The organism is Streptomyces sp. NBC_00203 (assembly GCF_045206325.1).
Classification (GTDB): Bacteria; Actinomycetota; Actinomycetes; order Streptomycetales; family Streptomycetaceae; genus Streptomyces; species Streptomyces lutosisoli.
The window spans coordinates 3132083-3154483 of the sequence record NZ_CP108126.1; the positions used below are offsets into that span (position 1 = coordinate 3132083).

Consider the following 22401-nt stretch of genomic DNA (forward strand, 5'->3'; position numbering starts at 1 on the left):
CTCCCCGCCAGCCGTGGAAGCGCCACGGCTGGCGGGCTTGCTGCGGCCACGACGTGGCACGCCGCCACGTGGACCGGTTACGGCGGCGTATGGGTTGGTCAACTGGACCTTCCCGTCTACGACTCCGCCGCATGTTGCAAATCGATAACGCCCCCTGAGACGCCACGCACAAAGTGTGCGCCGTCTCCGTGATGCACGAGCAGGCTATGGGCTGAGACAGCAGGCGTCCTGAGACAGCCAAAGTGTTCCTAAGACATGCCTCGTGAGACAGAAGGTTCCTGACGGACCGTGAGACTGCCGAAGATTCCTCTGGTCACGCGCTGCCCTCAGGACACAAAAGACGAGAACCTACAGCCAGCCTACGAGCGGCCGACCAATCCGGCGCGCTCAATAAGAACGCCTATCGGCCACTCGGGATCCATGGCCGAAGGTGTGAGGCCTGATCGTTCACTGACGGCGCTCCACGCGCTGGGGAGTAGCCGGGGAGTGGATCAAGGAAATCAGGCCGCGCGGCACCCACGCTGACCAACGCACACCAAGGCTCTGACCTGCACATCTACCCAACGACCCTGGTCAGTCGCTTTTCCGCACGTTATTCGGGACAAGGAGGTCGCGGATTCAAAACCCCGCTACGGAGTTGGTCAGGCACGAGACAGTCGGAGATCAACGCCTGGCGTCGACCGGTTCTGACACGCACCGTCACGACCCCCGAACAGCAGATCTGCGCCGGTCACCCCACCCCACCATTCACCCAAACAGTCGCAAGGGGAGCCCGAGAAACCGCACGGAACGAGGGAAGCCCGTATGCACTGCAATGCCCCCAATCTGAACATATGCCCAGGTCGGGGGGCTGAAGGCAGACGAGTCGGGCTATACGCCGGGTTCTGTCGCCCGACCACCTCGCGGTGGCCGGGGAGACGGCCATCCATCTAGGGCCGGCGTTGCCGCCGGCCTCGTGCGGTCTACCCGCGGACTCGGGCGGGCAGCCCTCGAACGTCCGCGCAGAGTCGCCCTTCTTGCGAAGAGGCGGCCCCTCTTGACCTTGCTCCGGGTGGGGTTTACCTAGCCGCCTGAGTCGCCTCAGGCGCTGGTGGTCTCTTACACCACCGTTTCACCCTTACCGAGGTCCGTACGGATACGGTCCCCGGCGGTTTGTTTTCTGTGGCACTGTCCCGCGGGTCACCCCGGGTGGCCGTTAGCCATCACCCTGCCCTGTGGAGCCCGGACGTTCCTCGGGGAGGTTCACAAGAACCTCCACGCGGCCGTCCGCCCGGCTCGTCTGCCGTGTCGACCATGGTACCGGGCTTGCGGTGCGCCTCGATCCGGCCGTCCCCGTCGCCGTCCCCGTATCCGTCCCTGTCCCCGTCGTCCTCGCCTTCGCCGTCGCCAGGACCGAGCCCGCCAGGATCAGGGAGAAAGCCACTGCGACCCCCGCTGTCAGGCTCTCGTCCAGGAAGACGGCGCCCGCAGCCACCGCGATCGCCGGGTTGACGTACGTGATCACCGTCGCCCTCGTCGGGCCCGCCTCCTTGATCAGTTCCAGGAAGGCCACGAAGGCGATCGCCGTGCAGATCACCCCCAGGCCGGCCAGGGCCGACAGGACCTCGGCGGACGGCAGCTCCGCAGGCCAGGTGGCCGCCGCTGCGGGGGCGTACACCAGCGCCGCCAGGGCCAGGCACGGGGCCGTGAGGTGCAGCGACGGTACGTCCTTCAGATGGCGCGCCGCGATCACCGGCGCCGTCGCGTAGCCGACGACCGTCAGCAGTACCTCGGCCAGCGAGCGGGCGTCGCCGCCCGTCAGGTGCGGGACGGTCAGAACCGCGACGCCGCCGAGGCCCAGCGCGAGTCCCGCCACCCGGCGGGCGCCCAGCCGTTCCGTGTCGCCGAAGAGGCGGGCCGCGGCTACGCCGACTATCGGCACGCCCGCTATCAGCAGGCCGGCCGTGGAGCTGGAGAGGTGGCGTTCGGCGTCCGTCAGGGTCCACCAGGGGACCATGATCTCTATGCACGCGAAGGCCAGCATGGGGCGCCAGTGGGTGCGGACCGTCTGGGTCAGGCCGCCTTGGCGTATCGCGAAGGGGAGCAGTAGCGCGGCGCCTACCGCGCAGCGGGTGAACACCACCATGGACGGGGAGACGCCGTCCACCGCCACCTTGATCATCAGGTAGGGGATGCCCCACACCACTCCCATCAGGGAGAACAGGAACCAGCCGCGTGCAGTCATGCGGGCAGTTTCGGCCAGGTCAGCTTCCGGGGTCTTGAACGCTGTTGCGCTACGGGGACGGGGGCAGGGACGGTGACACGCTTGCTCGGTACGCCGCCGGGGTCACCCCCAGCACCCGCCGGAACCAGCGCGTGAGGTGTGCCTGGTCCGCGAAGCCCACCAGCGACGCCACCTCCGCCGGTCGCAGGCCGGACTCCAGCAGGCCCCGGGCCCGGTTCACCCGGTGCTGGGCCAGCCAGGCGTACGGCGGTAATCCCCATCGTCGTACGGAAGGCGCGCAGGAGTTGGTAGCGGGACAGGCCCAGGTCGGTGGCGAGGGAGGCGAGGGAGGGGGGTGCCTGGAGTTCGTCGGCTAGGCGGTCGCGTACGGCGTGGGCTATGCCGGTCGCTCCCGGGACCTTGTCGCACGCCGGACGGGCCGTGGAGTGGCGGCAGGCCAGGGCCGTGAGCAGCCATGGGAGGCGGGACTCGGCCTCCAACGGGTCGGGGCAGACGCTCAGTTCGGTGTGTGCCATACGCAGGGCGGCGGCCAGTTCGGGGTCGTCGAGGAGGGGCTCGCGGAAGTGCGGGAGGCCGCCCAGGGTGCCCTCGGTGAGGAGGGAGGGCTCGGCGTACAGGGCGCGGTAGGCGTAGCCGTCGGTGGGGGTGCCTGGGCCGCCGGTGTGCATCTCGCCGGGGGCCAGGACGACGATCGAGCCGGGGCCGGTGTGGATACGGCCGCCTCGGTAGTCGATGATTTCCGAGCCGCCGACGCAGACGCCGATGGTGAACTCGTCGTGGGCGTGCGGGGCGTAGACGTGGCGGTCGAAGCGGGCGGTCAGGAGGTCGAGCGGTGGCCCGCAGCGGCCTAGCCGCGCCCTCGTCCACAGGGCCTGTTCCCGTGCGCTCACCTTGAACCCGCCCTCCCCGTTCCCGCCGTCCTAGGGGTGGAACGCCTTCAGGCCCCGTTTCCATGCCGCCGCCAGGTCGGCGTCGTCCGGAAAGCGGCCGTGGATCTCCAGGATCACCATGCCGTGCGCGAACGCCCAGACCGTGCGGGCCAGATCCAGGTCCCCGCCGCACGCCCGCAGCAGTGGCAGCGCGGCCCGGTCCTCCAGCCCGGGCGGCAGCGACGCGCGCGGCAGGGGGCGTTCGGCGGCGAGGCAGTAGAGGTGGGGGTGGGCGAGGGCGTACGTCCGGTACGCCTCTGCCAGCGCCTGGAGTGATCCGGGGGCGCGGACCTCCGCGGCCTCCAGCGCTTCGGCGGACTCGGCGAGCATCTGTGCGATCAGCTCGACCTCCACCGCCTGCTTGTCGGGGAAGTGCTTGTAGAGGGACGGGGCCTTGATGCCGAGGTGGTCGGCGAGGGCCCGCATGGTGAGCGCTGCGGGGCCGGACTCCTCCAGGAGGGTCCGGGCGGCCGTCACGATCTCCTGGGACCGCGCGGTCAGTCGTTCAGCCACGCTGGAAGCCCTCCTTCGTCCGCAGTCCGTACCCGAAGGCGCGATCGTACGAGATGTGGGCGGCCCAGCCGCACAGGGCCGCGAACACGGGGGCCCAGGTCATCGGTGCCGCCGCGGTGTAGAGGGCGATGAGTGCGAACGGTACGAGGGGGCGGTGCAGGGCGTTGTAGTACGGCACCGCGCGGGGCGGCAGCTGGCCCTTCGCCATGCGGGGCGCGTCGTCGAGGGCTACCAGGAAGGTCAGGTCCGGCAGGACGAAGAAGGTGAGGGCGAGGGTGCCCGCGAGCCAGCCGTGGTTGATGGCTTCGAGGATTGCGAACGCCGACCAGAACAAGGCGGTGGTGCCCCAGGCGGTGCGGCGGAGGACGGTGAGGGCGGGGTGCGTGGGGGTGACGGTGGCGGTGCTCATGACTGCCTCCTTGGGCCGTAGTCGTGGCTGGCTAACGCCGTTAGCCACGACGGTATGGCTAACGGTGTTAGCCGTCAAGGGGGCTGCCGTGAGGATGGGGCTGTTTGTTTGGCTGCGGGCCGGTGGGGCCGGTCGTGCAGTTCCCCGCGCCCCTAAACAGCCGCCGGTCCGCCCCCGGTTCTTTTAAGGGGCGGGCCGGCGGCTGACGAACCAACCCCGTCCGTCTGTCAGGAACTCACGCAGGCGCGAACTCCACCTTCGCCGTCCCCGGGTCCGCCTGTGTGAGCCGTACCCGCAACCGCTCCCCCAGCGGCAGCTCAGTCGTGCCGCCGGTGATGCGGGCGAAGACGGCTGGGGACTCCAACTGGACGGTTCCGACGGTGGGTTCGTGTTCCTGTACGTCGACCACGCAGGCCTCGAAGAGGTCGCCGACCCGGTCCCTGAGGAGGGCCGCCTCGACGATGTCGACGCACTCGCGCTCGACGGTGCCCGCGCGTCGGGTGCCCTCAGCCATCTGCTGGGGGAGGTCGTCGAGGGCGGCGAGGACCCAGTCGGGGGGCGGCTGGTCGGTGGCGGCCGCGAGGCAGATCTCCGAGGCGTAGCGGTCGGCGAGGCGGCGCAGTGGGGCGGTGCAGTGGGCGTAGGGCGCGGCGACGGCGGCGTGGGAGGTGACCTCGGGGAGGACGCCGTTCCGGAACACCGTGTAGCCGGCGCCGCGCAGCAGGGTCGTGCACTCCAGGAGGAAGGCCGCGTGGTGCGGCCAGTGCGGGTCGAGGGAGCGGATGAGCTGCGCGTAGGAGACGTGGTGGGGCCAGTTGATGCGCAGGGCCTTTGCGGTGCGGCGGAGACGGCCTACCGCACCGTCCGGGGCGGCGGGCAGCGTGCGCAGGACCCCCGTGCCGTGCGCGAGCATCAGGTCGGCCGCCGCCATGCCGGTGAGCAGGGAGATCTGTGCGTTCCAGCCGTCGGCGGGGAGCGGGGCGCGGTAGACGAGTTCGTACATCCCGTCCTCCTCGACGATCTCCTGCTCGGGGACGTTGAGCGAGATGCCGCCGCGCTCTACCTCCAGTCGTTCGCGCGCCTCCCCGATGTCCTTGAGGAGGGCGAGCGGCTCCTCCGCCGTCCCTTCGTCGATCTGCCGCTGTACGTGCGCGTAGTCGAGCTTGGTGCGGCTTCGTACGAGGGCACGGCGTACGTCGGTGGCCTGCGTACGCCCGTCCGCGTCGAGGTCGATCGTCCACAGCACGGCCGGGCAGGTCTGGCCGGGGAGCAGGCTGGCGGTGCCCTCGGAGAGCTGGGGCGGGTGGAGGGGGATCTTCTCGTCCGGGAAGTAGAGGGTCGTGACGCGGCGGTGGGCCTCGGCATCCAGGGCGCCGCCGGGTACGACGAAGGCGGCGACGTCGGCGATGGCGTACCGGACGCGGTAGCCGCGGTTCTCGCGTCGCGCGAGGTGCATCGCCTGGTCGAGGTCGTTGGACGTCGGGGGGTCGATGGTGAAGAAGGGGATGTCGGTGGCGTCGTAGGAGGGGAGGGCGGGAGCCTTCGCGGCCCGTTCGGCCTCCGCGAGGACCTCGGGCGGGAAGCTCTCGGGGACGCCGAGTTCGGTGCGCAGCGCGGTGAGGGCGGCCCGCAGCGGGGCTTCGGGTGCGCCGGTCACGCGGATGAGGCGGCGGGGCATGTGTCGAGCGTAGGGCGGAGGTGGTGGGGTGGCATCCGGACGTGCGGGCCCACCGGCGAGGAGTGCGGCGGCGCTCAGCAGAAATCCACGGCGCGTGCCCCGGACAGCCGCAGCCTGCGACGGTGGGCGCGGCACGCCGTACGCTGTCGCGGAGCTCTACAGAAGGAGTACGTGTGCTTGTCCTGCTGCCTCCCTCCGAAGGCAAGGCCTCCTCGGGCCGCGGCGCCCCCCTGAAACTGGAGTCGCTGTCGCTGCCGGGACTCACCGCTGCCCGCGAGGCCGTCCTGGACGAGCTGGTCGAGCTGTGCGCGGCCGACGAGGACAAGGCGCGCGAGGTGCTCGGACTGAGCGAGGGCCTGCGCGGCGAGGTCGCCAAGAACACGGAACTGCGGACCGCCGGCGCACGCACGGCCGGGGAGATCTACACAGGGGTCCTGTACGACGCCCTGGACCTGGCCTCCCTGGACGCGGCGGCCAAGCGGCGCGCGGGCCGTTCGCTGCTGGTGTTCTCGGGCCTGTGGGGCGCTGTCCGGGTGAGCGACCGGATCCCGTCGTACCGCTGCTCGATGGGCGTGAAGCTCCCCGGGCTCGGGGCACTGGGCGCGCACTGGCGTACGCCGATGGCCACCGCGCTGCCCGAGGCGGCCGGTGACGGACTCGTGCTGGACCTGCGCTCCTCGGCGTACACGGCGGCGTGGAAGCCGAAGGGTGAGGTCGCGGGGCGCACGGCGACCGTACGGGTGCTGCACTCCCAGCTGGTGAACGGCGTCGAGAAGCGGTCCGTCGTCAGCCACTTCAACAAGGCGACCAAGGGCAAGATCGTACGCAGCCTGCTGACCACCGGTGCGGCGCCGAAGGACCCGGCGGCGCTGGTGGAGGCGCTGCGGGACCTCGGGTACGTGGTGGAGGCGGAGGCGCCTGGTAAGGCGGGTAGGCCGTGGGCGCTGGACGTGGTGGTGACGGAGATCCACTGAGCACTCCCCCCGTTCGGCGCGTCTGCGCTCTCGCTCAGCGGTCCCGCTAGCACTCCCACTAAGCGCGCATTGCAGCATGTGCAACGACCTTTGCGCATGTTGCGCACCCCGGGCAGGATGAGGCCATGACCTCGCCGCTGCCCTCGTCCCTGCCTGCCTCCGTGCTGGACCTCGCCCCCGTGGTCCCCGTCGTCGTGGTCACGGACGCCGCCGACGCCGTACCGCTGGCTCGGGCGCTGGTCGCGGGCGGGCTGCCCGCGATCGAGGTGACGCTGCGGACGCCGGCCGCGCTGGACGCGATCCGGGCGATCGCGGCGGAGGTGCCTGCGGCGGTGGTCGGCGCGGGCACGGTCCTGTCGCCGGAGCAGGTCACCGACTCGGTGGCGGCGGGCGCCCGCTTCCTGGTCAGCCCGGGATGGACGGACGTACTGCTCGATGCCATGCGGGCGTCCGGGGTGCCGTTCCTGCCGGGGGTGTCCACCACGTCGGAGGTCGTGACGCTGCTGGAGCGCGGGGTGCGCGATATGAAGTTCTTCCCGGCGCAGGCGGCGGGCGGTACGGCGTATCTCAAGTCGCTCGCCGGACCGCTGCCGCTGGCACGCTTCTGCCCGACGGGCGGCATCGGTCTCGGCTCCGCGCCGGAGTATCTGGCCCTGCCCAACGTCGGCTGTGTGGGCGGGACTTGGATGCTTCCCGACGACGCGCTCGCGGCGAAGGACTGGGGACGGGTGGAGCGCCTGGCGCGCGAGGCGGCGGCGTTGCGGCCGTCACTCAAACCGCGGCCATGACGTAGGCCGCGACTGGGGCTTGCGCCGCGACCGTGACTCAAGCCGCAAGCCTGACTCAGGCAACGCGGATGACGACCTTGCCGAAGGCCACACCGCTCTCGTAGTAGCGGAACGCCTCGTGCACCTCGTCGAAGCCGAAGACGCGGTCGATGATCGGGCGCGTCCCGTGCAGCGCCAACGCCTTGTTCATGGACTCGAAGTGGGCCCGGCTGCCCACGAACACGCGCCGGATGGTCGCCAGGCTCGCCGCGTACGCCGCGTTGGAGATCTCGATGCCGGGCCTGCGCGGGTTGCCGGTGATCAGGAGCACGATGTGGCTGTAGAGCGCGGCGGCGCGCATCGACTGCTCGATGGTGTCGGGGCCGTTGGTCTCGACGACGAGGTCGGCGCCACGGCCGCCGGTCAACTCCCGTACTGCCAGGCCCCATTCGGGGTTCTCGGCGTAGTTGACGACGTGGTCGGCGCCGAGGGCCTTGAGGCGGTCCGCCTTGACGGCGCTCGACGTCGTCGCGATGACCTCGGCGCCCAGCATCTTGGCGAACTGCACCGTGAAGAGGGACAGCGCCCCGGTGCCGAGCGTCAGCACGGTCTGGCCGGGGGTGAGGGGCTCGCCGCCGGTCAGGGAGTGCCAGGAGGTGACCCCGGCGCAGGGCAGGCAGGCCGCCTCCTCCCAGGTCAGATGGTCCGGGACGCGTACGGCGGCCTCCTGGTCGAGGCGGGCGTACTCGGTGAGCATGCCGTTCAGGGAGGCGCCCGGCTGGTCGAACAGGGCCGGAGTGATCCGTCCGTCGGTCCAGTTCGGGAAGTACGTTCCCGCCACCCGGTCGCCGACCGCGAACCGTGTCACTTCCCGTCCCACCGCGACGACTTCACCCGCTCCGTCGCTCACCGGGATCACGTCCGGCACGGCCTTCAGCGGGTAGGTCCCCTTCATGATCAGCAGATCGCGCTTGTTGAGGGAGACGGCGCGGACGCGGACGAGGATCTCGCGAGGGCCGGGTTCGGGGCGGTCCGTCTCGCGCGGGACGATGCCGTCGATGGTGCCGAGGGTTTCGAGGTGGTAGGCACGCATGTCCGCTCCCTGAGGTGTGTTCTGAAGTGTGCTTTGAGGTGTGCTCCGTTGATGCGTCCATGCTGGTCGCACGGGATACGGCACTCAATTCCCCGTGAGGTATGGCAGAGGTATAGCGGGACTGTCGTACCCGTGACGTACAACTGACCCATGACCACCAGCACCTCCGTGACCGGACCTCCTCCCTTCGCCCGGGAGCTGTTGCGCTGGCGCACCGCGCGCCGGGTCAGTCAGCTGGAGCTCGCCTCGCGGGCGGGGACGACGCAGCGGTACGTCAGCTTCATCGAGCGCGGACGTTCGGTGCCCGGCAGAGAGATCGTGATCAGGCTCGCCGAGTCGCTCGGCCTGACGCTGCGGGAGCGCAACGCGCTGCTGCTGGCCGCCGGTTACGCGCCCGCGTTCGCCGAGTCGCCGCTCGACGCGGTCGCGCTGAAGCCCGTACGGGAGGCGTTGGACAGCATTCTCGAAGGGCACCTTCCGTATCCGGCGGTGGTGGCGGGGCCGCGGGGTGAACTCGTCGCGGCCAACGAGGCGTTCGACGTGCTCGCGGAGGGAGCCGCTCCCGAGTTGCTCGCACCCCCGGTCAACGTACTGCGGCTGGCGCTGCATCCGCGCGGGATGGCGTCACGGGTGGTGAACCTGGACGCGTGGGGGCAGCACATCGTGGAGAACCTGCGGGCCCGGGCCGCACGCAGCCCCGATCCGCTCCTCGACGCGCTGGTCGAGGAGCTCGCGGAGTATGTGCCGGCCGGCGAGCCCGGCGCGGACTACCTCGGCTTCGCCGTGCCGCTGCGACTGCGGTGCGCGGAGGGCGAGTTGAGGCTGCTCACCACACTGACGTCGTTCGCGACGGCGGTGGACGTCACGCTCGCCGAGCTCCACCTGGAGGCGTTCCTCCCGGCGGACAGGGAGACCGCGGAGATCCTCCGGAAGCGCGCGGCCGACAGGGCCTAGGGGCACCTACGGCAGTTTCAGCGGAGGTGGGACGTGTCGTTGAAGAGGCGGACGCTCGCGTTGCCGTCCGCGTAGTACGCCACCGCCGAGAGGGACGCCGCCGACAGTTCCATGCGGAACAGGGACTCCGGCGGGGCGCCTAGGGCCAGGCGTACGAGGGTCTTGATCGGGGTGACGTGGGTGACGAGCAGGACGGTGCGGCCCGCGTACGAGGCGATCAGTTTGTCGCGGGTGGTCGCCATGCGGCGGGCGGTCGCGGCGAAGCTCTCGCCGCCGCCGGTCGGTTCGGCCTTCGGGGAGGCGAGCCAGGTCTTCAGGTCGTCGGGGTAGCGCTCCTGCACCTCTGCGAAGGTGAGGCCTTCCCAGGCGCCGAAGTCCGTTTCGCGGAGGCCGTCCTCGATGACCACGTCGAGGCCCAGGCGGGTGGCTACGGCTGCCGCGGTTTGCCTGGTGCGGGTGAGGGGGGAGGCCACGATGGCCTGGATGGTGCCGCGGGCGGCGAGGGCGGTGGCTGCGCGGTCGGCCTGTTCCCGGCCCACTTCCGAGAGGGACGGGTCGGTGCCGCCGCTGCCGGAGAAGCGTTTCTGGGGGGTCAGGGGGGTTTCGCCGTGGCGTAGGAGGACGAAGGTGGCGGGGGCGCCCATGTCGGGGGCTGTGCCCCAGCCGACGGTTGGCTGGGGGGTGGCGGCCACGTTTTGCGCTGCCCGTACATCGGCCTTTGCGGCTTCGCCGCCAGGGGATGTCGTCATAGTGCGGGCGAGTGGGGGCTGGTCGCGCAGTTCCCCGCGCCCCTGACGGGGCGCTGCCGAACCCTGCGGCTTCAAGGCCGCCCTTGCCTTTGCCGCGCCCGCCGCCGCGTCCCCGGGAGGGCCCGACGGCTCAGGCGCCGCCGCCCTCGCCGCCCTCGCGTCCAGTTCCGCCGTCGACGCCGAGGGAGACCACTGTTCTCCCCGCCGCCCCGCGTCCATCGCCTCGTTGGCCAGGCGGTCCGCGTGTTTGTTCTGCTCGCGGGGGATCCACTCGTAGGTGACCTGGGTGGGCGGGAGGATGCGGGACGCCTCCGCGGCCAGGGGCTTCATGTCCGGGTGCTTGATCTTCCAGCGGCCGGACATCTGCTCGACGACGAGCTTGGAGTCCATGCGGACCCTGACGCGTGCGGTCGGGTCGAGGTCACGGGCCGCCGTCAGGCCCGCGACCAGCCCCCGGTACTCCGCGACGTTGTTGGTGGCGATGCCGATGTACTCGGCGCGCTCCACCAGCGTCTCCCCCGTGGTCGCGTCGATGACCACGGAGCCGTAGCCCGCGGGTCCCGGGTTGCCCCGGGAACCGCCGTCGGCCTCGACGATGAACTCCCGCACGCGCCGAGCCCCTTACAGACCGGACTCGGAGGTGCGCACCAGGATGCGGCGGCAGTTCTCGCAGCGCAGCACGGTGTCGGGGGAGGCCTTCTTCACGTCGTTGACCTCGGTGATGTTGAGCTCCAGGCGGCAGCCCTCGCAGCGGCGCTGGTAGAGCCGGGCCGCGCCGACGCCGCCCTGCTGCTCGCGCAGCTTGTCGTAGAGCTTCAGCAGGTCGGCGGGGATGACGCCCGCGATGACCGCACGCTCCTTGGTCACGGTGGCGGCCTCGTCGTCGAGCCGCTCGAAGGCGGTGTCGCGGCGCGCGGTCGCGTCGTCGATCTTCGACTGGACGGAGGAGACGCGCTCGGTGTACTCGGCGACCCGCTCCTGGGCGGACTCGCGGCGCTCCATGACCTCGAGGACGACGTCCTCCAGGTCGCCCTGGCGCTTGGCGAGGGAGGTGATCTCGCGCTGGAGGTTCTCCAGGTCCTTGGGGGACGACACGGCACCCGAGTCGAGGCGCTTCTGGTCGCGGGCGGCGCGCTGGCGCACCTGGTCCACGTCCTGCTCCGCCTTGGTCTGCTCGCGGGCGCAGTCGCTCTCCTCGGTCGTCGCGGCGACGAGCAGGTCGCGCAGCTGCGTGAGGTCCTTGTTCAGCGACTCGATCTCGGCGTGCTCGGGCAGCGACCTCCGCTTGTGCGCCACCTGCTGGAGGCGTACATCGAGGGCCTGGACGTCGAGGAGTCGGATCTGGTCGGCGGGCGCGGCGTTCAGTTGGGGGCTCCTGATGTGTCAGTGGTCGAGGCCGCGTGGGCGGTCCAGGGGTCGGTGACCGTCTTGGAGACGTGGACCCTGAGGTCCCATCCCTTCCGGTCGGAGATCTCGTCGAGCTGGGCGGCGGCCAGCTCGCACCAGGGCCACTCGGTGGCCCAGTGCGCCGCGTCGAGCAGTGCGAGAGGACTGTGGGCGCGGGCCTCCGACGCCGGGTGGTGGCGCAGGTCCGCGGTGAGGAAGGCGTCCACGCCGGCGGCGCGTACGTCGTCGAAGAGGCTGTCGCCGGAGCCGCCGCTGACCGCGACGGTCCGCACGACCGCCTCGGGGTCGCCCGCGACGCGGATGCCCTGCGCGGTGGCGGGCAGCCGCTCGGCGGCGCGGGCGGCGAGTTCGCGGACGGTCAGCGGGTGGTCCAGCTCACAGACGCGGCCCTGGCCCCGGCGGCCTTCGGGGTCGGTGGTGTCCGGCACGAGCGGCCGTACGACGCGCAGGTCGAGCGCCCCGGCGAGGGCGTCGCTGACCCCCGGGTCGGCGCGGTCGGCGTTGGTGTGGGCGACGTGCAGCGCGATGTCGTTCTTGATGAGGGTGTGCACGACCCGGCCCTTGAAGGTGTCGGCCGCGACGGTCGTCGTCCCGCGCAGATAGAGCGGATGGTGGGTGACCAGCAGGTTCGCACCCAGCTTCACCGCCTCGTCGACGATGTCCCGGACCGGGTCGACGGCGAACAGGACGCGCGTGACCTCCTGGTCGGGGTCACCGCAGACGGTGCCGACCGCATCCCATCCCTCGGCCCTCTCGGGGGGCCAGAGGGCGTCGAGCGCGGCGATGACTTCAGACAGACGGGGCACGGGGAAAGGCTACCTGGCTTACGTCCGTGCCCGACCGGTCGCGGGCCACTGGACCAGGGCCACAGCTCCGCTGCCCCGCGCCCCGGGCGACGTACGGCTGACGTCCCGAGCGCCGGACGGCTCGCGCCCCGGGCGATGGACGGCTTGCGCCCCGGCGACGGACGGCCCGCGGCCCTCCCCCCCCACCCGTGCTCCCCACCCCTGCCTCCCCACCACTGTTCAGCACATCCGCCCCCGTTTCCACAGGCGAATCCCGACATGGCCATCCTTATGTGTGAAGCGGCAGCCCGTCGGTCCCCCGTCTGTGCGTGCGAAAACTAGCTTCGTCGCCGGAGGTGACCGAACGATGACGGCCTGTGCGACGGAGCCCGCAGTGGAGGACGAGAACGAGAACGAGTGGACCGCCGGCCCCGCCTGCGTGATCACCGCTGACGGCACGTACGCGGCACGCCTCGCCCTCGACGGCGAGTGCTGGTTCCCGGAGCGCTGGACGCTGGACGGCCCCGAGCCCTACGCCGTACCGCTGCCCGCCCATCAGCCGGAGGAACCCGGCACGGAGGTTCTGCCGCTGACCGACGGAAGGGTGCTGATCCACCGCGTGGCGGACGGACGGCACGTCTTCTCCCTGCTGTACCCGACCGGGCCCGGCACCGGCGAGCTGCCGCTCGGCGCGGTGGAGTGCCCCGACGAGGGCACCCGGCTGCGACTGCTGCCGCCCTCGCCGGACGGGGAGCGTGCGTACGCCATCGCCGTGGGCCGTGGCTCCACGGCGGTGTGGCGGGTGGCGGGCGGCGCGTTCGGTCCCGAACACCTGGCCGAGGTGCCGGGCCACTGCTCGGGCGGGGTGTGGCTGGACGGCACGGGCCGGCTGCTGGCCCTGGACCGCGCCCAGGGCGGCCGCACGAAGTCCGTGGTGGTGGACCTGGAGCGCGGCGGCGAGATGTCACCGCTCCTCCAGATCGCCGAGCACAGCAACGACCGCCTGCTCCTCGCGGACGCCGACAGCGGACTCCTCCTCATCCGCTCCGACGCCCCGTCGCCCGGCCACGACCGCCTCGGCTGGGGCGTCATCGGCTCCACCTTGCCGATCCGCTTCCCGGAGTGCCTGCACGCGACGGACTGTGCGGTGACCCCGTTCGCGATCCAGCCGGGCCAGGTCCTCACGCCCGAGAGCTGCGCGGTCGCCCTGCGCATCGACGGCCCGGCGGGCACCTGGCTGGGCCTCTGGCGCCCCGCCGAACGCCAGGTGCACCATCTCCCGGCCCCCGAGGGCTGGCTGGCGGGCACCGGCCTGTGGACCAGAGAGGGGGTGCTCCAACTGCCGTACGCGACGGGGGCGGTGCCGTGCGGGGTGGCACGGGTGGGAGCACCGAGGAGGACGCGGGAGCCGGACCGCACCACAGATCCGGCTCCCCCGGAGCGCCCACCGGCACGACCGGTACCCCTCCAACAGGCCCCGCTCCAGGGACGGGTGATCCAGACCCCGGGTCCGCACCACTCAGCCCGTCCGGCGCTTGAGGACGAGGCCGTTCAGGCCGACAGCGGGGGCGAAACACATAACGGCTCCGCCACGGACCCGTCACCCACCGACACCCCCGCCATGACCGCCGGTTAGAATCCCCCGGCTGTAAGAAGGATCTTGCATACGGGGTGAACACGTCACATGAGCGACATCAGCACAATGGAAGCGCCGGGAACCGACACCTACCGGGTTCAGGCCGAAGGCCACGGCAGACACCGCGGCCAGGTCTCCGGCCGGGAGGTCTCCGGACCTGACGCCGAGGCGGCGCCCCACGGCCGCCACCGCAAGCCGTCCGACCAGGACATGTCGGCCTGACGGCACGCAGAACCGATACGGCCCCGCTCGCGCCATGGCGAGCGGGGCCGTTCTGTCAGGGTGCTCAGCGGGGAGAGTCAGCCTGGTCCCGCTTGAGCCCGAGCACCTCCACCGCCGCGAACGTCTCCCCCTTCGGCCGGTCCGCGTAGTGCGGGGTGAGCAGTGCGTCCAGTTCGTCGTACGTGAAGACGTCCTGCTTGGTGTCGAACTTCGCCTGGACTCGGGGGCGTTCGACGATCGCGACCATGCCGCCGTGCACGACGAGGAGCTGCCCGTTGACGTGCGCGGCGGCGGGCGAGGCCAAGTAGCCGACGAGTGGGGCGACATGCTCGGGCGCGAGCGGGTCGAGGCCTTCCTCCGGCTGCCCGAAGCCGGCGAAGACGTCCTCGGTCATACGGGTCCGGGCGCGCGGGCAGATGACGTTCGCCGTCACGCCGTACTTCGCGAGGGCCAGCGCGGTCGAGGTCGTCAGCCCAACGATTCCGCCTTTGGCCGCCGCGTAGTTGGGCTGGCCGGCCGATCCCGCGAGGAACGCCTCCGACGAGGTGTTCACGATCCGCCCGTACACGGGCCCGTCGACCGCCTTGGAGCGGGCCCGCCAGTGCACGGACGCGAAGTGGGTCGTGTTGAAGTGGCCTTTCAGATGCACCCGGACGACCGAGTCCCACTCGTCCTCGGACATCGAGAAGACCATCCGGTCACGCAGGATGCCCGCGTTGTTGACCAGGATGTCGAGCTTCCCGAACTCGGCGACCGCCAACTCGACCAGTGCGCGGGCTTGTTCGTGGTCGGCGACGTCCCCGGTGTGGGCGACGGCCCGGCCGCCCGCCGCGCGGATCTCGGCGGCGACCTCCTCGGCGGGCGTGGCCGACGCCGCGCCGGAACCGTCCCGCCCGGGCTGCCCGAAGTCATTGACGACGACGGCCGCGCCCAGCCGGCCGAGTTCCAGCGCCTCGGCCCGTCCGAGCCCGCGCCCCGCGCCGGTGACGATCGCGGTCAGCCCTTCAAGTGGCAGTGACATCAAGGTCCTTAGCGGTTGTGAGGCGGTGGGGGTGGGGGGTGATGGGGGCGGCGGGGGGTCAGATCTCGATGCAGGTTCGCAGGGCGGTGCCCGTACGCATCTGGTCGAGGGCCTCGTTGATCTCGGCGAGCGGCACCCGGTGGGTGATCAGGCCCTCCAGGTCGATGCGGCCCGCGCGCCACAGGGCAACGGTCCGCTCGTACGACCGCAGGACGTCTCCGCCGCCGTACATCGAGGGCAGGATCCGCTTCTCGTCGAAGAACAGCTCGAACATGTTGAGCTGGAGGAAGTCGTCCATGGCGCCCGCGCCGACGACGACGAGCGTGCCGCCGCGCCGGGTGTTGTCGTACGCCGTCCGGGCGGTGGCGGACTTGCCGACGACCTCGAAGACGTAGTCGAAGCCCTCGCCGCCGGTCACCGACTGCTTGGTGTCGGCGAGTTGGTCCGGTGAGACCGCCTTCGTGGCGCCGAACCTGAGCGCGGCCTCGCGGCGTGAGGCGACCGGGTCGACGGCGACGATCTCGGCGGCGCCCTTGAGCCGGGCGCCCTGGATCGCGGAGATGCCGACGCCTCCGCAGCCGATGACGGCGACCGACGAACCGGCTTCCACGTCGGCGGTGTTGAGGGCGGCGCCCAGTCCGGTCGTCACCCCGCAGCCGATGAGGGCCGCGATGTCGAAGGGCACATCGTCGGGGATGGGGACCGCGCAGCCGGCGTCGACCACGACTTCCTCGGCGAAGGTGCCGGTGCCCGCGAAGCCGAAGACGTCTCCGCCGGGGCGCTTGAAGTTGGGTGTGCCCGCGTTCATGAAGCCGGCCAGGCACAGTTCGGTCTGGCCGCGCTTGCAGGCGGGACAGATACCGCAGGCCGGCAGCCAGCAGACGACGACCCGGTCGCCGGGCTTCAAGTGGCTGATTCCGTCGCCGACTTCGAGGATCTCGCCGGCGCCCTCGTGGCCGGGCACGAACGGCGCGGGCTGCGGCAGTACGCCGCTCATCGCGGACAGGTCCGAGTGGCACAGCCCGGTGGCCCGCACCCGGACCCGCACCCTGCCGGGCCCGAAGCCCACCGCCTCGACGTCGTCGTGGACTTCGAGCTTGTCCTGGCCTATCTCGTGCTGTACGGCTGCGCGCATGGTGCGGCTCCCCTCAGAAGGTGCGTACGAACGTCAGGCGTGCTCAACGATGGTGTCGGCGAGGACCGGCGCGTCGTCCCGTTCGACCGCGCTCACCGCCACCTGGACCCGGCCGTCCCGCCGCCACATCCGGATGCGCAGGGTCTCGCCGGGGAAGACGACACCGGCGAAGCGCGTGGTGTAGGAGCGGACGCGGGTCACATCGCCGCCGAGCACCGTGTCGACGACGGCCTTGAGCGTCATGCCGTAGGTGCACAGCCCGTGCAGGATCGGCCGGTCGAACCCGGCGAGCTTGGCGAACTCGGGGTCGGCGTGCAGCGGGTTCCAGTCGCCGGAGAGCCGGTAGAGCAGGGCCTGGTCCTCGCGGATCGGGCGTTCAACGGTCCTGTCCGGCAGGCCTGTTGGTGCTTCGAGGCGGGTGGAGGGGCCCCGGTCGCCACCCCAGCCGCCTTCTCCCCGTACGAAGATCTGGGCGTCGTTCGTCCACAACGGGCCGTCGGCGTCGGCGACTTCGGTGCGCATCACGAGGATCGCGGCCTTGCCCTTGTCGTACACGGCGGCGATGCGTCCGGTGGCGGTCGCCTTGCCCTCGACGGGGATCGGGCGGTGCAGCTCGATGGTCTGGCCGCCGTGCAGGACGTGCGCGAGGTCGACGTCGACGCCGGGCATGGACAGGCCGCTGATCACGCCCGGTGAACCCGCGCCCGCGACGGTGGCGAAGCTCGGCAGGACGTGCAGCCTGGATTCGAGGGTGTAGCGCAGCTCGTCGGGGTCGGTCGCGGGGCTCTGCTTGTCGGGATTCGCACCCGCGCCGAGGCCCAGGTGGTAGAGCTGGACGTCCTTGTGACTCCAGGCGATCTCCCCGGTCCGGGGCTCGGCGGCGACGGCCTTGGCGGCGTCAATGGGCATGGGGCTCCTGAGTGCTAGGGCCTGAGACCTCGGTGCGGCCGTCCGCACCGTCGGTCGCACCGAGGTCGACACTGGGCCGGGGAACCCGCCCGTTCTAGAACGCGTTCCAGTCCGGCGAACCCTTGTATAGCCCAGCGCTCAGCACTTGTGAAGACTACTGACGCCATGTCAGATCCGAACCCCCGACGCCCAGCGGATCCGCCCCGATCCGCGCCCAGCGTCGGCAGGCCGTGACATTTGTCCCGCCCGACTCCGTACAAGTGCGTCTGCCGGACACCCACCCCCGCTTCGTAGCGTCGTACCCATGACGAAGACGACTGGGACACCGCCCGCCGTGTCCTTCACGGGGGCGGTCAAGACCTTCGGCGCGGTGCGCGCCGTGGACGGCATCGGCCTGGAGGTGGCGGCCGGCGAGACGGTGGCGCTGCTCGGCCGCAACGGAGCGGGCAAGTCGACGGCGATCTCCCTCCTCCTCGGCCTGAACGAGCCCGACGAGGGCTCGGTCGCGCTCTTCGGCGGACCTCCGGAGGAGTCGGTGCGCGCCGGGCGGGTCGGCGCGATGCTCCAGGAGACGCGGCCGGTGCCCCGCGTCACCGTGCGGGAACTGGTCTCCTTCGTGGCCGGGCGCTACCCCGCGCCGCTGCCGGTGGCCGACGCCCTGGAGCGCGCGGGCATCACGGAGCTGGCGGGGCGGCGCGTCGACCGGCTCTCCGGCGGGCAGGCGCAGCGGGTGCGGTTCGCCCTCGCGCTGGCCGGGAACCCCGCGCTGATCGTGCTCGACGAGCCGACCGCATCGCTGGACGTGGAGGCGCGGCACTCCTTCTGGAAGTCGATGCGGGCATACGCGCGCCGCGGCCACACCGTGCTCTTCTCCACGCACTACCTGGAGGAGGCCGACGCGCACGCCGACCGGATCGTCGTCATCGACCGCGGCCGGATCGTCGCCGACGGCACCGGCGAGCATCTCAAGCGGTCGGTGGGCGGCAACCTGGTCTCCTTCGACCTGGCGGGCCGTGGCACGGAGGGCCTCGCGCTGCTGCCCGGCGTGGTGTCGGTGGAGGTGCGCGGGGAGCGGGCCCAGCTGCGTACGGACGACTCGGACGCGACGGTGATCGCGCTGGCCGAGCGGGGAGCGATACGCGGCCTGGAGGTCGTACCCGCCTCCCTGGACGACGCGTTCATGGCGCTGACCTCGTCTGTTCTGGAGGCGGTGTGATGCTGGACTATCTACGGCTCGAAGTACGCCGGACGCTGCGGGACACCGGCTTTGTGATCGGCGGCATCGCGATGCCGGTGATGATGTACCTCCTGTTCACCAACCTCGGTGGCGGCGACGACGGCGACTGGAGGACCGCCTCGATGGTCGGGATGGCGGCGTACGGAGCGGTCGGCTCGGCGCTCAACACCGGGGGCGGGGTCGCCGAGGACAAGGGGATCGGCTGGCTGCGGCAGCTGCGGGTGACGCCGATGACGCCGCGCGAGGTGGTGCTGGGGCGGGCGCTGACCGGCTCGGTGACCGTGCTGCCTGCGATCGTCGCGGTGCTGGCGGCGGGCGGTCTGGTCAACGGCGTACGCCTGGACGTCTGGCAGTGGGCGGCGATCGCGGTGCTGCTGTGGCTCGGCTCCCTCCCCTTCACGCTGCTGGGCCTCGGCAACGGCTACCGGCTGACCCCACAGACGACAGGGGTCGCGAACATGGTGTGCAACCTGGGGCTCTCGGTGGTCGGCGGCCTGTGGTTCCCGCTCGCCCTGTTCCCCGGCTGGCTGCGCTCCCTGTCGGCGTACACGCCCACGAACCGCTTCGCGCAGCTGGGTGTGTCGGTCGCGGACGGCCACGCTCCGGCGCTCGGCGCGGTGGTGGTGCTGACGGCCTGGCTGCTGGCGTTCGGTTTCTACGCCGTGGTCTCGTACCGTCGGTCCGCACGGACCGTCTGAAGGGGGAGCCGGGACATGTCCTGGATACGAGAGGTCACCTGCCAGGTACGGCAGTGGCAGACGGCGCGGGCCCGCTGGAGGGCCGACATGGAGCGCTTCAAGGCCGAGCAGCGGGCCGCCCGTGAAAGCGGCGGGAAGATGCCCGAGAATCCGGGCCCTCCGCCCACCGGCTTCGCGCTGCTGCCGTGGCTGCTGATGGGGATGGGCGCCTTCTCCAACCTCCTCCAGGGCGAGACCCCGAACCCCTGGATCGGCGGCCTGGGTCTGCTCACCTTCAACTCCCTCTACATCTATGTGACGTTCCGGGCCTTCGTGAAGGTGACGCGCGAGGCCCGCTCCACGCGGGTGGCGCTCGTCCTGATGGGCCTGGTCACCTGCGGGCTGGCCGTCGGGTACGGCGGCAGCTGGCTGTACTTCTTCCCGCTGCTCGGGCTGGCCACCGGGGCCGTCCTGCGGGGCCCGCGGCTCGGTCAGATCGGCCTCGGCGTGACCGCGCTCGCGGCGGTGGTCTCCTTCTACCGGGCGGGCTGGGACGCGGTGAACGTCGCCTACGGCACCTTCCTGTCGACGATGGTGACGGCCGCGATCCTCTCCCTCTCCGAGGCCGTACGCGAACTGCGCGCCGCCCGCGAGGAGTTGGCGCGCCGCGCCGTAGAGAAGGAACGGCTGCGCTTCTCCCGCGATCTGCACGACCTGCTGGGCCACACGCTCTCCGTCATCGTGGTGAAGTCGGAGGCGGCCCGCCGACTGGCCCACCGCGACCTGGACGCGGCCCTCGTCCAGGTCACGGACATCGAGTCGGTCGGCCGCCAGGCCCTGACGGAGATCCGCGAGGCGGTCACCGGCTACCGTGAGGGCAGCCTCGCCACGGAACTGGACGGCGCCCGCTCGGCGTTGTCGGCGGTGGGCGTCGAGCCGGTCGTACGGCAGTCGGGGCCGCCCCTCGTCCCGCAGACCGAGGCGCTGCTGGGCTGGGTGGTCCGCGAGGCGGTCACCAATGTCGTACGGCACAGTGGCGCGACCCGCTGCGAGATCACGCTGGACGGCACCCCTGACCGCGTCCGCCTGACGATCGCGGACGACGGAGCGGGGAACGGAGACGGAGACAGGGACGGGAACGGGGGCGGGGACGGCGCACCCTCCGCGTCGTTCGCGTCGTCCGCGCTGGGCATCGGCGGGACGGGTCTGAAGGGCCTGACCGAACGCCTCACGGCGGCGGGCGGGTCCCTGCGGGCCGGCCCGTCGCCGCGCGGCGGCTTCACGGTCACCGCCGAACTCCCGGTGGAGGGTCAACTCCCCACGGAACCGGCGGAATTGTCGGTCTCCTAAGGCGCCCAGGGCGCGCTGACCACCCAGCTCACGTCGTCCGTCCACGAGGTGGCGCTGTCCCAGGTGTTCGAACCGCCGTTGCTCGCTATGTAGACGTTGTAGTTGTAGTGGCGGATGAACCTCGTCGGATAGTTGTACGACGCGAACGAGTAGCCTGTGCCGCTCTGGCCCGTCTGTGGACAGAAGGTGGCGTCGGATCTGAACTGCGCCGTGCCGACCATGGGTTGTCGGTAGAGCTGGTAGTTGTAGTGCCGCAGGAAGTCGCCCGGGTAGTTCCGCGACTCGAAGGAGACGCAGGAGCTGCCGGCCCCGGCGGCGAGGCCCCGGCGCACGATCCAGGTGGCGTCGCTCTTGTCGAGCGTCGAGCTGCTGGACGTGATCGCCGAGACGACCGCCGCGTTGTTCTGGTGGCGGATGTAGTCGGTCGTGCAGCACGAGGTCGTCGCGCGCAGCGAGATCTCCGAACCGGGCGTCAGCGAGCCGGTGCTGCCGGTGGAACCGCCGTAGCCGACGGAGACGATGTTGGCCTGCACTGAGTTGTCGGCGGCGTCCGTCGGGATGCCCGAGGTCATGACGCCCTCGAAAAAGGAGCCGATGGAGCCGTTGCTGTTGTCGCCGCCGGTGCCCAGGACGATCGCGCCCTCCTGGTGCATGGGCGAGTAACCACTGGTGGTGGGTTCACCCCCGGAATAGGTGGTCGTCAGACTGCCCGATTGGGCATTGCCGTATTTCAGCGCGAAATGGTCCTGGCCGTTGTTCTTCAGCAGCGCGGTCACGAACGGCATCGCACCGGTGCCGGTGTTCGACGAGTTCTTGCTGTAACCGGAGTCCGACTGGAACAGCCCGTTCTCCAGGTCGGCCTGCACCCAGGGGCCCCCGCCGTAGCAGGGCGAGAACCAGCACTCGGTACCGAAGTTGATCGCGTCCATGTGGCCGTTGCCGGTGTCCTGGTTGTTGGTCTCGGCGTTGCCGTAGTCGAAGCAGCAGCTGCCGTTCACATGGGTGCCGGAGGTCACCATGTACATCCCCTCGGCCTGCCCGTTGACCGCGACGCCCGATGTCGAGTTGTCCCGGTAGCCCATGCCGGCCGAGATCTCCAGCCCGTAGACCTGGTGCCCGCCGGCCGTGACCGGCAGGGCGTCCGCGGGCGCGCCGACATCGGCGGCACCGGCGCCGCCGGCGCCCTCGACGGTGAGGTCGTTGTGGCGCGACGACTGGTCGTAGATCTTGGTGATGATGCAGGTGGTACCGGTACAGAAGGAGTCCTGCGCCGCGGCGTTCGCGTAACCTCCGGCGGCCAGGAGACCTATGTTGAGGGTGGCGCTGTCGGAGGCGCGCTGCACTTGGTACAGCGAGCCGTTGTACGACGAGTAGAGCGCCCTGACGAGGCTGTGCGCGGCGACACAGGGCGTGCCCGCGGTGGCGTAGAGGTCGCAGGGGAGCGAGCCGGCGGCCGCGGCCTGGGGCGCGCCGAGGCCGATCGAGAGGCCGACGGCGAGCACGAGGGTCGCGAACCCCGACAGCACGGACAGGGCAGTTCTTCTGAGGCGTTGTGATCGCGAGCGCCATAACTTCAAGAACACGGTGCACCTCTTCCGTTCCTGGTAGGCAGTGCGGGTAGACAGTGCGAGCGGGCGGTGCGGGTACGCAGTGCGGGTAGACAGTGCGAGCAGGCGGTGCGGGTACGCGGTGCAGGTAGGCGGTGCGGGCGCTTTGCCGAAATACCGAACGC

General features: G+C 71.1%; 19 protein-coding genes, 1 other RNA gene and 2 pseudogenes. 8 read left to right on the top strand and 14 right to left on the bottom strand.

Annotated elements, in window-relative coordinates; genetic code table 11:
• Positions 1 to 857: 857 nt before the first annotated feature.
• From rnpB to OG975_RS14265, 6 genes and pseudogenes are all read right to left on the bottom strand, one after another.
• An RNA gene (rnpB, locus tag OG975_RS14240) (RNase P RNA component class A) lies at positions 858 to 1278 on the bottom strand.
• 166 nt (positions 1279 to 1444) lie between these two features.
• Positions 1445 to 2224 (bottom strand): annotated as a pseudogene (locus OG975_RS14245) (DMT family transporter); the annotation flags it as partial.
• Between the two features lie 49 nt (positions 2225 to 2273).
• Positions 2274 to 3114 (bottom strand): annotated as a pseudogene (locus OG975_RS14250) (AraC family ligand binding domain-containing protein).
• A 30-nt stretch (positions 3115 to 3144) separates the two neighbouring features.
• A complete protein-coding gene (locus OG975_RS14255) occupies positions 3145 to 3666 on the bottom strand; it encodes a TetR/AcrR family transcriptional regulator (RefSeq protein ID WP_406329492.1) in 522 nt (173 codons plus the stop codon).
• Positions 3659 to 4075, bottom strand: coding sequence for a DUF4260 family protein (locus OG975_RS14260; RefSeq protein ID WP_406329493.1), 417 nt, complete (start codon positions 4073 to 4075; stop codon positions 3659 to 3661). The genes OG975_RS14255 and OG975_RS14260 overlap by 8 nt, the downstream gene beginning before the upstream one ends.
• 235 nt (positions 4076 to 4310) lie before the next feature.
• Positions 4311 to 5753 (bottom strand): RNB domain-containing ribonuclease, encoded by a 1443-nt coding sequence (locus OG975_RS14265; RefSeq protein ID WP_406329495.1) that lies wholly within the window; start codon positions 5751 to 5753, stop codon positions 4311 to 4313.
• 173 nt (positions 5754 to 5926) lie between these two features.
• Between OG975_RS14265 and yaaA the strand changes: the two genes are divergently transcribed.
• Both yaaA and eda read left to right on the top strand, forming a co-directional pair.
• Positions 5927 to 6727 (top strand): peroxide stress protein YaaA, encoded by an 801-nt coding sequence (yaaA, locus tag OG975_RS14270; protein WP_406329496.1) that lies wholly within the window; start codon positions 5927 to 5929, stop codon positions 6725 to 6727.
• A gap of 125 nt (positions 6728 to 6852) precedes the next feature.
• Positions 6853 to 7515, top strand: coding sequence for a bifunctional 4-hydroxy-2-oxoglutarate aldolase/2-dehydro-3-deoxy-phosphogluconate aldolase (gene eda, locus OG975_RS14275; protein WP_406329497.1), 663 nt, complete (start codon positions 6853 to 6855; stop codon positions 7513 to 7515).
• Positions 7516 to 7570: 55 nt separating this feature from the next.
• Here eda and OG975_RS14280 read toward each other — a convergent pair whose 3' ends face one another.
• Positions 7571 to 8587 (bottom strand): NAD(P)-dependent alcohol dehydrogenase, encoded by a 1017-nt coding sequence (locus tag OG975_RS14280; RefSeq protein WP_406329498.1) that lies wholly within the window; start codon positions 8585 to 8587, stop codon positions 7571 to 7573.
• 150 nt (positions 8588 to 8737) lie between these two features.
• Between OG975_RS14280 and OG975_RS14285 the strand changes: the two genes are divergently transcribed.
• Positions 8738 to 9541, top strand: coding sequence for a helix-turn-helix domain-containing protein (locus OG975_RS14285; protein WP_406329499.1), 804 nt, complete (start codon positions 8738 to 8740; stop codon positions 9539 to 9541).
• A 17-nt stretch (positions 9542 to 9558) separates the two neighbouring features.
• Here OG975_RS14285 and OG975_RS14290 read toward each other — a convergent pair whose 3' ends face one another.
• Genes OG975_RS14290 through OG975_RS14300 form a run of 3 tightly spaced genes read right to left on the bottom strand, consistent with a single transcriptional unit; the run spans position 9559 to position 12503 of the window.
• A complete protein-coding gene (locus tag OG975_RS14290) occupies positions 9559 to 10899 on the bottom strand; it encodes a bifunctional RNase H/acid phosphatase (RefSeq protein ID WP_406329500.1) in 1341 nt (446 codons plus the stop codon).
• 12 nt (positions 10900 to 10911) lie between these two features.
• Positions 10912 to 11655 carry a zinc ribbon domain-containing protein gene (locus OG975_RS14295; RefSeq protein WP_406336267.1) on the bottom strand — a complete coding sequence of 248 codons (744 nt, stop codon included), beginning with the start codon at positions 11653 to 11655 and terminating at the stop codon, positions 10912 to 10914.
• Positions 11652 to 12503 carry a Nif3-like dinuclear metal center hexameric protein gene (locus OG975_RS14300; protein WP_406329502.1) on the bottom strand — a complete coding sequence of 284 codons (852 nt, stop codon included), beginning with the start codon at positions 12501 to 12503 and terminating at the stop codon, positions 11652 to 11654. Before OG975_RS14300 ends, OG975_RS14295 begins: the two co-directional genes overlap by 4 nt.
• Before the next feature lie 346 nt (positions 12504 to 12849).
• Between OG975_RS14300 and OG975_RS14305 the strand changes: the two genes are divergently transcribed.
• A complete protein-coding gene (locus OG975_RS14305; RefSeq protein WP_406329504.1) occupies positions 12850 to 14118 on the top strand; it encodes a hypothetical protein in 1269 nt (422 codons plus the stop codon).
• Between the two features lie 48 nt (positions 14119 to 14166).
• On the top strand, positions 14167 to 14340 hold the full coding sequence (locus OG975_RS14310) for a hypothetical protein (protein ID WP_406329505.1): 174 nt from the start codon (positions 14167 to 14169) through the stop codon (positions 14338 to 14340).
• A gap of 64 nt (positions 14341 to 14404) precedes the next feature.
• Here OG975_RS14310 and OG975_RS14315 read toward each other — a convergent pair whose 3' ends face one another.
• The 3 genes from OG975_RS14315 to OG975_RS14325 are packed head-to-tail and all read right to left on the bottom strand — an operon-like array spanning position 14405 to position 17405.
• On the bottom strand, positions 14405 to 15361 hold the full coding sequence (locus tag OG975_RS14315; protein ID WP_406329506.1) for a 3-oxoacyl-ACP reductase: 957 nt from the start codon (positions 15359 to 15361) through the stop codon (positions 14405 to 14407).
• Between the two features lie 58 nt (positions 15362 to 15419).
• Entirely contained in the window at positions 15420 to 16496 is a 1077-nt protein-coding gene (locus tag OG975_RS14320; RefSeq protein WP_406329507.1) for a Zn-dependent alcohol dehydrogenase, read from the bottom strand.
• A 33-nt stretch (positions 16497 to 16529) separates the two neighbouring features.
• A complete protein-coding gene (locus OG975_RS14325) occupies positions 16530 to 17405 on the bottom strand; it encodes a MaoC/PaaZ C-terminal domain-containing protein (protein WP_406329508.1) in 876 nt (291 codons plus the stop codon).
• Between the two features lie 304 nt (positions 17406 to 17709).
• Here OG975_RS14325 and OG975_RS14330 point away from each other — a divergent pair, with 304 nt between their 5' ends.
• Genes OG975_RS14330 through OG975_RS14340 form a run of 3 tightly spaced genes read left to right on the top strand, consistent with a single transcriptional unit; the run spans position 17710 to position 20669 of the window.
• On the top strand, positions 17710 to 18621 hold the full coding sequence (locus tag OG975_RS14330) for an ATP-binding cassette domain-containing protein (protein ID WP_406329509.1): 912 nt from the start codon (positions 17710 to 17712) through the stop codon (positions 18619 to 18621).
• Positions 18621 to 19340 (top strand): ABC transporter permease, encoded by a 720-nt coding sequence (locus OG975_RS14335; protein WP_406329510.1) that lies wholly within the window; start codon positions 18621 to 18623, stop codon positions 19338 to 19340. The genes OG975_RS14330 and OG975_RS14335 overlap by 1 nt, the downstream gene beginning before the upstream one ends.
• Before the next feature lie 15 nt (positions 19341 to 19355).
• Positions 19356 to 20669 (top strand): sensor histidine kinase, encoded by a 1314-nt coding sequence (locus OG975_RS14340; RefSeq protein WP_406329512.1) that lies wholly within the window; start codon positions 19356 to 19358, stop codon positions 20667 to 20669.
• Here OG975_RS14340 and OG975_RS14345 read toward each other — a convergent pair.
• Positions 20666 to 22252 (bottom strand): alpha-L-arabinofuranosidase B, encoded by a 1587-nt coding sequence (locus tag OG975_RS14345; protein WP_406329514.1) that lies wholly within the window; start codon positions 22250 to 22252, stop codon positions 20666 to 20668. The genes OG975_RS14340 and OG975_RS14345 overlap by 4 nt on opposite strands.
• Positions 22253 to 22401: the final 149 nt, after the last annotated feature.

Excerpts from the sequence above, each read along its gene's own strand:
- eda (WP_406329497.1), top strand. The coding sequence starts at position 6,853 with ATGACCTCGCCGCTGCCCTCGTCCCTGCCTGCCTCCGTGCTGGACCTC.
- OG975_RS14320 (WP_406329507.1), bottom strand. The coding sequence starts at position 16,496 with ATGCGCGCAGCCGTACAGCACGAGATAGGCCAGGACAAGCTCGAAGTC.
- OG975_RS14325 (WP_406329508.1), bottom strand. The coding sequence starts at position 17,405 with ATGCCCATTGACGCCGCCAAGGCCGTCGCCGCCGAGCCCCGGACCGGG.
- OG975_RS14285 (WP_406329499.1), top strand. The coding sequence starts at position 8,738 with ATGACCACCAGCACCTCCGTGACCGGACCTCCTCCCTTCGCCCGGGAG.
- OG975_RS14280 (WP_406329498.1), bottom strand. The coding sequence starts at position 8,587 with ATGCGTGCCTACCACCTCGAAACCCTCGGCACCATCGACGGCATCGTC.
- OG975_RS14310 (WP_406329505.1), top strand. The coding sequence starts at position 14,167 with ATGAGCGACATCAGCACAATGGAAGCGCCGGGAACCGACACCTACCGG.
- OG975_RS14305 (WP_406329504.1), top strand. The coding sequence starts at position 12,850 with ATGACGGCCTGTGCGACGGAGCCCGCAGTGGAGGACGAGAACGAGAAC.
- OG975_RS14340 (WP_406329512.1), top strand. The coding sequence starts at position 19,356 with ATGTCCTGGATACGAGAGGTCACCTGCCAGGTACGGCAGTGGCAGACG.
- OG975_RS14335 (WP_406329510.1), top strand. The coding sequence starts at position 18,621 with ATGCTGGACTATCTACGGCTCGAAGTACGCCGGACGCTGCGGGACACC.
- OG975_RS14260 (WP_406329493.1), bottom strand. The coding sequence starts at position 4,075 with ATGAGCACCGCCACCGTCACCCCCACGCACCCCGCCCTCACCGTCCTC.
- OG975_RS14265 (WP_406329495.1), bottom strand. The coding sequence starts at position 5,753 with ATGCCCCGCCGCCTCATCCGCGTGACCGGCGCACCCGAAGCCCCGCTG.
- OG975_RS14330 (WP_406329509.1), top strand. The coding sequence starts at position 17,710 with ATGACGAAGACGACTGGGACACCGCCCGCCGTGTCCTTCACGGGGGCG.
- OG975_RS14315 (WP_406329506.1), bottom strand. The coding sequence starts at position 15,361 with ATGTCACTGCCACTTGAAGGGCTGACCGCGATCGTCACCGGCGCGGGG.